Annotated in this window: 8 protein-coding genes and 1 tRNA gene; all 9 read right to left on the reverse strand. The window is 42.1% G+C overall.

The features are described from left to right. Nucleotides 1–18: 18 nt before the first annotated feature. The gene (locus EZV76_RS10310) at nucleotides 19–2,076 is read right to left on the reverse strand and encodes a family 20 glycosylhydrolase (RefSeq protein WP_136566466.1); all 2,058 of its coding nucleotides are present in this window, start codon (nucleotides 2,074–2,076) and stop codon (nucleotides 19–21) included. A 220-nt stretch (nucleotides 2,077–2,296) separates the two neighbouring features. Further along, the gene (locus EZV76_RS10315; protein ID WP_136566467.1) at nucleotides 2,297–3,265 is read right to left on the reverse strand and encodes a metallophosphoesterase family protein; all 969 of its coding nucleotides are present in this window, start codon (nucleotides 3,263–3,265) and stop codon (nucleotides 2,297–2,299) included. Between the two features lie 201 nt (nucleotides 3,266–3,466). Next, nucleotides 3,467–5,185 (reverse strand): FAD-dependent oxidoreductase, encoded by a 1,719-nt coding sequence (locus EZV76_RS10320; protein WP_136566468.1) that lies wholly within the window; start codon nucleotides 5,183–5,185, stop codon nucleotides 3,467–3,469. Nucleotides 5,186–5,384: 199 nt separating this feature from the next. Further along, nucleotides 5,385–5,458, reverse strand: a tRNA-Arg gene (locus EZV76_RS10325). Between the two features lie 7 nt (nucleotides 5,459–5,465). Further along, complete coding sequence (locus tag EZV76_RS10330; protein ID WP_136566469.1) at nucleotides 5,466–5,918, reverse strand: GatB/YqeY domain-containing protein; 453 nt, start codon at nucleotides 5,916–5,918, stop codon at nucleotides 5,466–5,468. A gap of 102 nt (nucleotides 5,919–6,020) precedes the next feature. Further along, nucleotides 6,021–7,985: a cell division protein FtsZ gene (ftsZ, locus tag EZV76_RS10335; protein ID WP_136566470.1), complete on the reverse strand. Its 1,965-nt coding sequence runs from the start codon at nucleotides 7,983–7,985 to the stop codon at nucleotides 6,021–6,023. A 26-nt stretch (nucleotides 7,986–8,011) separates the two neighbouring features. Further along, a complete protein-coding gene (gene ftsA / locus EZV76_RS10340) occupies nucleotides 8,012–9,340 on the reverse strand; it encodes a cell division protein FtsA (protein WP_136566471.1) in 1,329 nt (442 codons plus the stop codon). 3 nt (nucleotides 9,341–9,343) lie between these two features. Continuing rightward, nucleotides 9,344–10,063, reverse strand: coding sequence for a cell division protein FtsQ/DivIB (locus EZV76_RS10345; protein ID WP_136566472.1), 720 nt, complete (start codon nucleotides 10,061–10,063; stop codon nucleotides 9,344–9,346). Then, nucleotides 10,053–11,402, reverse strand: a complete 1,350-nt coding sequence (gene murC / locus EZV76_RS10350; protein WP_136566473.1) for a UDP-N-acetylmuramate--L-alanine ligase — start codon at nucleotides 11,400–11,402, stop codon at nucleotides 10,053–10,055. The genes EZV76_RS10345 and murC overlap by 11 nt, the downstream gene beginning before the upstream one ends. Nucleotides 11,403–11,420 lie beyond the last annotated feature (18 nt).

Consider the following 11,420-nt stretch of genomic DNA (forward strand, 5'->3'; position numbering starts at 1 on the left):
CTTGATGATGTAAAAAACTTATTCCATCGACTTTATGTAAGCCTCCAGCTTTTCGAAGAACTTGATTTCCGCCAAAAACTGCCAATCGAAATTCAAGGATTGGTTGGCCAAATGCACATGATGGTCTTGGTCCAAAATATAGTTTTCAGGTTTATGCAATATTCTTGTCTTACCATATACATTTTCAAACTCTTTACGCAATTCCATAAAAACATCCCGTTGGGCCAAAACATCCTGTAATCCTTTTTTTCTTTCTTCAACAGATTGTAACACATCCACCTTTGCCAGTTCCACCACCAGATTTGCCGAAAAGACCACCAAATCGACAACCTCTTTGTAAACTTCCAAGGTATACGTATTCCGATCGGTAACTTGAACAAGTGAATCCAAAATCCCTCGCACCTCTTTTGCCATGGTGGAGATTTCCTTTGCATTGGTTATTCTTTCTGCATTGGCTTTGGTCCATTCTCCAGGGTTGTTTACTTCTGGCAAATCCATGACTCCTTTCTCCATGGGAGATTCCATGGTTTTTAAGTAATTGCGTTGATTCCCTTTGAGCAAAATATTTTTCCACTTGGCCACTGGGTCTTCCAACTTATCTATAAAAGCGAACTTCCCATCCATGGCCGTATCACCAAAATATCGAAAACGAAAGACATCTTTGAACTCCTGTTTTGTAAGGTTGTCCCCGGCCCATGCATATTCCGCAAATGCCAATATGCCCCTCTTGTATAATTCAAAGTGGGGCGAATCATCATCCCAAAGCGTCAATAATAATCCGTTCAATCCATTATCGATGGAGCTTAGGGCAAAACTGCGTATATTCCCAATGTTACTTTCATTCTGCGGCATTAAAACCCATCTTGTTTGACCTGCTGTGGCTCCAATCGCCTTTAGTCCATTATCTTCAAACCATTTCATGGCCCGTTTGTTACCATATATCTCAGGAGACATATAGTTCCATCTCATATAGATGGTGTTTCTTGGAAAATCATCCAAAAACTGGTTCAATTCGGTCTCTTTAACAGTCCAAAGACTATCTACCTGTTCCTTGGTATATTCATCTGAATGCATGGTGCCATATAAACCCACTTCCTTGAACAACATATCATCCCACATAATCGGGATACGGCCCTGTTCCTCGGCAAATTGGGAAACCTTGTCCAACCATTCCAACTGAAGGTCCAAACTTGACCTACCACTGTTTCCTCCCGTGGTATGTACTTCATCTCCTCCCAAATGCAAGTATTTACCATATGGGAATGCTTCCAGGGCATCACGGTACAAATCAAACTGGACTTCATAGGTTTCATCCAACAAAGGATTGAATGCCCAATCACTTTCAGGTTTGTCCCTAAAGTGTTCAAACTCTTCATGTTTAAGAATAAACGATGCATGACCCAACCCTTGCACCAATGGACTGATCTTAATATTGCGCTTAAAGGCATAATCACTGATTTCTTTCCACTGTTCTTTTGTCAGGGCATCTTCCGATGCCACTGTAGGTCTTCTGGTATATTTAAGTTTATCCTCTATCTCAATGATGATGGCATTGATTTTATAGCTTGCGAGTTCATCAATCAATTTTAAATAGTAATCATACTTTTCAAGATGATGTTTCACATCCAAATGAATTGGCCTATAGGCCAACTTGGGCGCATCAATGATTTTACAGATAGGTAAGTTGACATTTTGATCTTTGGCATCCTGAACAATCTGCTCCAAAGTTTTCATTCCGTAAAAAGCACCAGCTTCATCCTTTGCTTCGATCTGAATATTTTTTTCATCAATAGTAAGGCTATAACCCTCTGCTCCTGTTTCCAAATTTTTATTTATGCTGATGGTTACATCAGCTCCATCATTTTGTTGCATTAAACCAAGCTGCCCATCAATTTGCAATTCTGTGTCGAAAGTTTTCCAATAGGTTTGTACACTTTCGGGAGCTATATCGCTTACTCCTGAAATTTCAAAGGAATCCGGAGAAGGTAAAATGTGAAACTCTCCCAGAGCAGTGGATTTTTCGCCGCAGGCAACTATTAACATGGCAATCAGGCAATACCAAATACTGTACTTCATTTTAGAAAAGGGTTTACTCAAATTATAAAATTGAAAGATTTCGTAGATTTTAAAGCATTAAAATAATGTATTCAAAAGAAAATAACTTATTTAATCTTTGTTTTAAAACTACACAATATCATGAAGATGGGGAAACTTTTATTGAAATTTCTGTAAATAAGTAGCACTCTTCCAACGATTTCCCTTGAAAAAAGAAAAGAATCAATATTTATTTTATCCTCTATTTTTGGATTTTCCTATTACTGATACTTGGAACAATCTCTTTGCCCATGGTAAGGGTTGGATAGTTGCCGACTTCCAATTCTTGTGGTGATTCTCCCTGCCATTCGCTTGTTTTCCCCTTTATCGTAACCGTACCTGTCTTGGGATCTATGGTCATAAAAGCAAATAAGGAGTCTTTGTACGGGCAGGTGTATGAAATCCAAGGATACGCTTCATGTATTTCTTCAGAATAGCTTTGGTGCCTGTAATCTTTCCCTACCCACAAATAGGAAGCAGAGTTCAAATGTACGTAAGGTATCCCCTCTTTTTCCAAAAGCATATCAATGTGGGTATGTCCATTAATGGCAAATAAAATCTTTTCTTTGGCAGCAGTAAGAATGTTTTGGATTTCATCGGCATTGTCAATTTCCGCGGGCCCTAGTAGTGGCTGATGTGAAACAATGACCACAGGACCATTCAAGGTTTTCAACTGCTCTACCAACCATGACTGCTGTTCCTTTCCAATATAGGATGCATACCCTCCCGTATGTATGGATGACCCTTTTTCGTTGCCATCCAAAATAATGAAATGGATGCCTTTTATTTCTTTCACATAGTACCGTCCCGGCATGCCCCAATAAGATAGGCATTGGTCCGTGGTATATCCCGCATCGGTATCGTGGTTACCAATTACATGTAAGGACTGTTCATGGGCCTCATTAAAGAGCTGTATCACTTCTTTGTTCTTTTCGCCGGGATAGGCAAAATCTCCCAATTGCATAATGGCATCGGGCTGTTGTATCCTTACTTCTTCAACAAAAGCTTGCATCCTTTGCAATCCATCGTGCATAATATCTTGATGCAAGTCGGTAATCAAACCAATTCTTATAGGGCCTGATGCATCTTTAAAAGCGGACCATGCCATGTTGGGCAAGGAAAAAGCCATGCAGGATATGGTTGTGCCCTTTATAAATTTTCTACGATCCATATATTTAAATTGTTCGTTTTTTTCATCTGGGTATCTCAACCTCCTACTCCAATTTTCACCAAAAAAAGCTTTCTTAATTTACTAACACTAGTGGGCACCAAACTTCCATTGGACTAATTTGATTGTGCCTTTGAAAATTGTTTATAAGGACACCCATCCGTAAAAGTGCCCGGCTCCGCTCTTACCATTTACTTCTTCTCATCAACTCTCGGGCCAATGGGTTTCAAGGCCCTGAGTCCTAATCCAGTCTTGGAATTCACCAAGTAGATTTCTCTGTTCGCGAACTGCTCGGGGAGGTACATTTTTCCGTTGGGCAAAGGCCATCAACATTCCAACGGCCTCTCCTATACTCCACTCCACGGGATGCAATCGAAAGCAACCATTGGTAATGTGGGTGGTACCGATATTTTTATTGGCCGGAAGCAAATTGTTCATTCGTTGGGGAAGCAATGCGCCCAGAGGAATCTGGAATGGCAATGATCCAAAGTCCACATAATTGATTCCCTGATTGCTGGGGTGCAAATCAATATGATAGTATCCGGTCCCTACGGCATCATAAAAATCTGCGGAGGTTTTTCCTGCTTCATCCCCTGCCACCATACGGCGGTTCTCAGCACCAACATGCTCCTCCAATACGGTAAACTCAGCTTTGATTCTTCTGGCTTCCCGGATGTAGGGATATTTGGCCATGCCGTCTTCGGTTCCCATTACATCCCCTCGAAGTCGCAAACCGGGCCATCCTTGTCCTCCGTCAGGTCGTGGAGCTTCTGTCTGCAACCAGTAAAACAAAGAAAGGTTCAGTTGTCTCGCTCCATCCACGTGTTTTTGAAATTCTTCCTCACTTACATCAATTAGATTACCCATAAAGTAGTCGTTTTGCGGCCAGTTGACAACCGTGATATCCCCATCATACGTACCAGATACAAAATTGGCTTTGCTAATGAGTCTGCGATACAACCAAAGGTTGAGCATTTCCCCGGTTTTCTTTCCTTCGGGATGGAACCCCAAATTTTTGGGTTTCAACGTTCTGGGATCGGAATAATTCAACTCCAGTAATTTTCCAGCCCAAGGCGTATCCATTTGAGGCTCATAGTTGCTCCAAAAATCATAATCCTTTGGCCGATCGATAATATTGTTGACTCCGGGTTGGTAATCCATCGCAAAGCACAAGGTAAATGCTTGATTGTTTTTGGGATTGGCCACTTCTGGAGCGTGCAATTCCCCAGTCTGACCTTTGGATTCCGTTCCGGTAACATACTCGGTACCCGTGAGCGGAAGCAGGTCTCCACATTCGGTGGCATCTATAAAATAAGGGGCATGAAGAACCAAAGCATCTCCATTTTTCAGATTCTTAGCCTGAATGGACTTTACCTCATCCCCAGAGACATCGGCCGCTTCTATTTTATGTTCAGTCAGAAGTGTGAGTTTACCTGTACTGATAAAAGGTAATAGCATTTCTGTTAAAACCTCTACAGTTACCCTGGGTTCATGACAAATTCGTGAGACTGAACCATCCCCCGGATTCAAATGGGGACGATTTCTTGCATCGGCCGTAAGTGGATAATTCCGTTTATAATAATCCCTAATTCGATTTCGGTATTCGCGATAAGAGGCAGGAGCTCCGTGGGTTTCTATCCAATTATGTTCGTCCGGGGGTACTCCTTGTTGGGATACTTGACCGCCTATCCAATCGGTCTCCTCGGTTAGAATAACTTTGAGCCCGTTTCTACAAGCTGCCAAAGCGGCTGCAAAGCCTCCCAATCCACCCCCGGCAATAACCACATCGGCCTTTAATTCCTTCGTAGTTGTTGTAAAAGCATAACCTTTCTTGGGTGATTTTGCATGGGAAACCATAGGTCCTGCCAGTAATATGCCGCTAGTTCCGGCAGAAACCGAGGACAAAAAATTCCGTCTCTTCATATTTCGTTTTAAGTGGGATTATATGTCCTACGAAATATACTTAAAAAATACCCTTTTGGGAAATTTGTGGTATCCCGGTTTAGGTTAAATCAATTGGATGGCGGGAGTACGGTTATGCTTGAAAAGACCCGATATTAAGACACAAAAAAGCCTGAGACTTTTATCTCAGGCTTATCAAACTCAAACTTGTAGTTAGTAGTGACCGCGGGAGGATTCGAACCCCCAACCCTCAGAGCCGAAATCTGATATTCTATCCAGTTGAACTACGCGGCCTTGGTTATTATGAACTTAATTTTGCTTTTACAATGTTTGAAATGGTCTTCCCGTCTGCCTGACCGGCCAATTCCTTGGAAACAATACCCATTACCTTGCCCATATCCTGCATTCCCGAAGCACCAATGGAATCTATGGTCTGTACCACCACTTTTTCTATTTCCTCTTCCGAAAGTTGTTCCGGCAAGAACTTTTCAATAATGGCGGCTTGTGCCAACTCGGGTTCAGCCAAATCTTCCCGACCTTTTTCCTTAAAAATGGCTGCACTGTCCTTACGTTGCTTTACCAACTTTTGGACCAACTTCACTTCTTCCTCTTCGGAAAGCTCGGAACCAGCTCCTTTATCTGTTTTTGCCAACAAAATTGCCGATTTAATGGCTCGCAATGATTCCAGGGCAACAGTGTCCTTGGCCTTCATTGCAGCCTTCATTTCTGTCATCACCTTTTCTTGCAAATCCATTTGAACTTATTTTGGGCTGCGAAGATAAAAAATAAACCCGAAAGTCTATTAACTTCCGGGTTCATGATTTCCATTAAAAATGGATTTCAATTTTAAACACTACTAATCAACATTATCGTGCAAAAATGAGTTGTTGGAACGCAATTGTAAATCATCGTTGCTATCCTCACCCAATGTAGTCCTAGATACTTTTTGTTCCTTTGGAACATCGTTCAGGTCTACCCCTTGTCTTTTATAAGCGGGCTGTTTCTCTATTTCATCTATACTGTTCCGGTTGTTTTGGAACTTATAGTTGAAATTCTTCAATTTTCTCCTACGCTCGTCCGCACGGTCTTTTAAAAGGTCACTGATAGAACTGTTAAAAGGATCTATATTACCAGAGTTGTCTTCCTCGGCCTTGGCCTCTACTTTAATGGTTTTCTTTTCAAAAACCAGTTCGTTTTCCATAAGCTTGGGCTCATGCGTTTCAGCTTTGGATTTGGCTCCGGTCAACTTGGTTTCCAATTCCATGTATTCTTCCAAATTGTACCTTGTCTCTCCTTGGTTTTTGTATTCCAGAACAGGTTTTACCTCTACATATTCATTTACGTCCATATCCTTTACATCATCACCCAAATCAAACGTAATGGTATGTTCTTTTTCGTCTTCTTCTTGAACGGGATTGTTCAGTGGCATGTCGAAACTTAGGGCAAACTGGTCTTCGCTTTCTTTTTCCTTGACTTTTGGCGACACCACTTCTGGATCTATAACCTCTATTTCGTTAATAATATTTTTTGCTTCAATGATGATAAAATCATCGTCTACATTTTCTGGGACCACTTCGTCATAGAACACATTGAAGTTTCTGATATAGCTTGTTGTTGGGATAAGGTCCATTTCCTGAGTTTTGGGCTTTACCTCCTCTTCTTCTTCAACTTCCAAAGTATGTTTCACCAATGTAGGTTCTGGTTCAATTGGTGCTTTTAGAATCTTCACCTCCTGTACCGATGTAGCCTCAGGCGTTAACTCCTGTTCTGCAATCTGTTCATCCTCCAAGGTATAGAATACTTTCTTGGACTCGGTGTTGACAATATCATCCTGTTGGTCCACATTAAATCCCGTGGCAATGACGGTAACGGCAATGGAATCACCTAAATTCTCATCTTCACCAACACCCATAATGATATTGGCTCCATGACCGGCTTCAATTTGGATATGATCATTGATTTCCCCAATTTCATCAATGGTGATTTCCTGTGAGCCGGAAACAATGAGCAACAATACATTCTTGGCCCCGGTAATCTTGTTATCGTTCAACAAGGGTGAATCCAAGGCTTTCATAATGGCCTCGCTTGCCCTACCAGACCCGGCGGCCATGGCCGACCCCATAATGGCGGTCCCACTGTTGGAAAGCACTGTCTTGGCATCCCTAAGGTCAATGTTTTGTGTATAATGGTGTGTTATAACCTCTGCAATACCCCTTGCCGCAGTGGCCAACACTTCATCCGCTTTGGAAAAACCGGCTTTAAACCCAAGATTGCCGTATACCTCACGAAGTTTGTTATTGTTGATCACAATCAACGAATCCACATTGGCCCGTAACTTTTCTATCCCCAATTGAGCTTGTTTGTTACGCATGGCTCCTTCAAACTGAAAGGGAATGGTAACAATGCCCACGGTAAGTATATCCATTTCCTTGGCCAATTTGGCAATGACGGGAGCAGCTCCAGTACCGGTTCCTCCGCCCATTCCCGCGGTGATAAAGGCCATTTTTGTGGTATGCTCCAACATACCCTTGATATCTTCCATACTCTCTAAGGCAGCCTGTTCCCCAACTTCAGGGTTGGCTCCAGCCCCAAGTCCTTCTGTAAGGGACACACCCAATTGAATTTTATTGGGCACGGAACTGTTCTGCAACGCTTGGGAATCGGTATTGCAGATTACAAAATCCACTCCGTTGATACCGGCCTGGAACATGTGGTTGATGGCATTGCTGCCTCCTCCACCAACTCCAATTACCTTGATTACGTTGCTCTTGTTCTTGGGCAAATCAAAAGCGATGTTGTCAAATTCAGTGTTCTTACTCATGACAGTTGTGTTTCTTTATGGGGTTATTATTCTGCGTTGTCCAAAAAGTCCTTTAATTTCTCGGACCATTTATCAAAAATGGATTTTCGTTCCTTGTGCGATGACACATTTCCGGTGCCCACCATTTGTTCTTGTCCAACCAAAACCTTCTCCTCTTCGTGGGCCTCTCCCATCTCAACCTCAACTGGTCTTGTCTTGGATTCCAGTGCTTTCATCAACAATCCTACCGCTGTGGCATATAGTGGACTTGCCACTTCCTCATCGGAATCTCCGGCCAAATGCTCATTGGGATATCCGATTCGGGTATCCATTCCAGTTATGTATTCCACCAATTGCTTCAAGTGCTTTAATTGGCTTCCACCACCAGTTAGCACAATACCGGCAATTAGTTTTTTCTTTTGTTCTTCGTGTCCGTAGTTTTTTATCTCCACGTACACTTGTTCTATAATCTCAACCACCCTTGCATGGATAATTTTGGAAAGGTTTTTCAGGGTGATTTCCTTTGGTTCGCGACCGCGAAGTCCTGGAATGGAAACAATTTCGTTGTCCTTGTTCTCTCCGGGCCATGCCGAACCAAACTTTATCTTTAACAGCTCGGCCTGTTTTTCTATTATGGAACAGCCTTCCTTAATGTCTTCAGTGATAACGTTCCCACCAAAAGGAATCACAGAGGTATGACGGATAATCCCATCCTTAAAAATGGCTAAATCAGTGGTTCCACCACCTATATCCAATAGTGCGACACCAGCTTCCTTTTCTTCTTGGCTCAGAACAGCTTCTGCAGAAGCCAAAGGCTCCAACGTAATATTGCCCAATTCCAATCCTGAGCTTTTAATACATCTTCCAATGTTTTTGATGGAGGACACCTGACCTACGACCACATGGAAATTAGCCTCCAAACGGCCACCATACATTCCTCGGGGTTCTTTAATTTCAGATTGCCCGTCCACTTTATACTCTTGGGGCAGTACATGAATAATTTCTTCCCCAGGAAGCATAACCAATTTGTAAACTTGGTTGCAAAGCTTGTCCAAATCATCATTATTGATGACCTCTTCGGAATTTGGTCGTGTAATGTAATCGCTATGTTGAAGGCTACGGATATGTTGCCCGGCAATTCCTGCCACAACCGAACCGATTTTAACTCCTGAATTGACTTCTGCTTGCTCCACGGCTTGTTGAATTGAGGAAATGGTCTGCGTGATGTTGTTTACCACACCCCGGTGCACTCCCAAGCTTTTGGATTTTCCCATACCCAAAACCTCAATTTTCCCATACTCATTTTCCCTTCCAATGATTGCTACGATCTTGGTAGTTCCAATGTCCAAACCAACTGAATAATTACCCTGTGCCATATCTTAAATTTTGGTACAAACCACTTGATTGCTGAATTCTAAACTCACTATTGCATAATTTTCCAAGGAATTGTCCTTGGTCGCCTTGGCATAAAAAGCCATGAAATTTTTAAACTTCTCGTTCAGATTGTCCACTCCCCCAAGGTTCACCACAAAGTTTTCCATACGAAACCTTAATTGGTATTTTCCTTCGGACTCAATATGTATTCCGATGACATTTTTCCGGAGAAAATCGTCTTCGTTGATATAGTTCAATATCACATAGGCATCCTCTAGGGTCTTTCCCGTAATCTCACCAGTGATTATGGGCACCCTTGCTGAATGATGCTTTGAGAGCGGCATGCGTTTCCCCAAATCATCCAAATAAAATTTGGAGATTCCCTCCACTCTACCAATCGGTTTACGCTGAACAATCTTAGAGATAAGCTCTCCGTTCACAGTAAGATAGACTTGGGCGTTTTTCACCATATCGTCAGATAGAATTACCTCCTCTATGGTATTCAAAACTAATTGTTCTTTAGGCCTATTTTTTACAGGACCGTAATTTTGTATTAACAATTTATTAACTGCGTCTTCCGTAAGGTATAAGTTATTGTCGCCCAAAAACTTAATGGAAATATCGCTGACCGTTCTTTTTTTGCTGCGCGCATCGGCGAAACCATAAAGGGCCACTACCGATACGGACAGGAATGCCAATTTTATGTAATTCCAATTAACTCGCATAGGCCAATTCTTTTTTGATCTTGGGCACTTCCAATCCTATATCTCCGGCTCCAATGGTAACCAAGACCCCTGTTTTACATTTTTTTATTTCATGAATCAAATTTGATTTTGAAATCAATTTTTTATTCGGATTCGCAATCTTTTCCAACAGCCAATTAGAAGTTACCCCGGGAAGAGGTTCTTCACGAGCAGGGTAGATATCCAACAACAAAATCTCATCAAATTGGGAAAGACTCGCCGCAAAATCATCCACAAAGTCCTTGGTCCTTGAGAAAAGATGGGGCTGAAATATGGCCGTTACCTTTTCTTCTGGGTGCATTTCCCGTATCGCTTGGTGAACAGCATCGATTTCTGTTGGATGGTGCGCATAATCATCTATAAAAACAAAGTCTTTTTCTTTTATCTGATAGGAAAATCTTCGTTGCACTCCCTTAAAACTTTCCAATGCCTTGGCCAACTGTTGTGGCGAACAACCTGTCTGTGCCGCCATGGCAAAAGCAGCCAAAGCATTAAGCAGATTGTGCCTTCCCGGTTTATTGAATGTTACGTTCTCAATAACTTCAGAAGGCGTCAACAAGCTGAATAAATAACTACCTTGTTCTGTCCTGATATTCTCTATACAATAATCCGACCCATCTTCAATTCCGTAGGTAGTTCCTTCCATAGGAAGTCCTTGACGGACAAAGAGCCTTCCACCCGTTTTAATTTGACCTGCGAATGTCCTAAAAGAATCTTCCAGCTGTTCCTTGGTCCCATAAATATCCAAATGATCGGCATCCATGGAAGTTATACAGGCCACATTGGGGAACAATTGTAAAAAGGAACGGTCAAATTCATCGGCTTCCACCACAGAATATTCGGTTCCGTCCAACACAAAATTGCTGTCAAAGTCTTCAGAAACACCTCCCAAAAATGCCGTAAAGGGCAAGCCACATTCCCGTAGTAAATGAGCTAAAATGCAGGATGTGGTGGTCTTTCCGTGTGTACCTGCAACCGCTAGGCAAAAAGTATCCTTGGTAATGATTCCCAATACTTCGGAGCGCTTTTTAATCTCAAAGCCATTGTTTTTGTAAAACTGCAGCTCCGAATGACTTTTGGGCACCGCAGGGGTATACACCACAAGAGTCCCTTTTTGCTTGAAGTTTTCAGGGATAACCTCTACGTTGTCCTCAAAATGCACAGGAATACCTTTTTCCACCAATCCGTCGGTAATAGGGGTGGATGTACGATCGTATCCGGCCACATCCTTTCCAATAAAGTGGAAATATCGGGCCAAGGCGGACATACCTATACCTCCGATTCCGATAAAATAGACGCTATGGATATCCTTTACATTCATTTTTCAAATTTGTCAGTT

It is taken from the genome of Flagellimonas alvinocaridis (assembly GCF_004916895.1).
GTDB lineage: Bacteria > Bacteroidota > Bacteroidia > Flavobacteriales > Flavobacteriaceae > Flagellimonas > Flagellimonas alvinocaridis.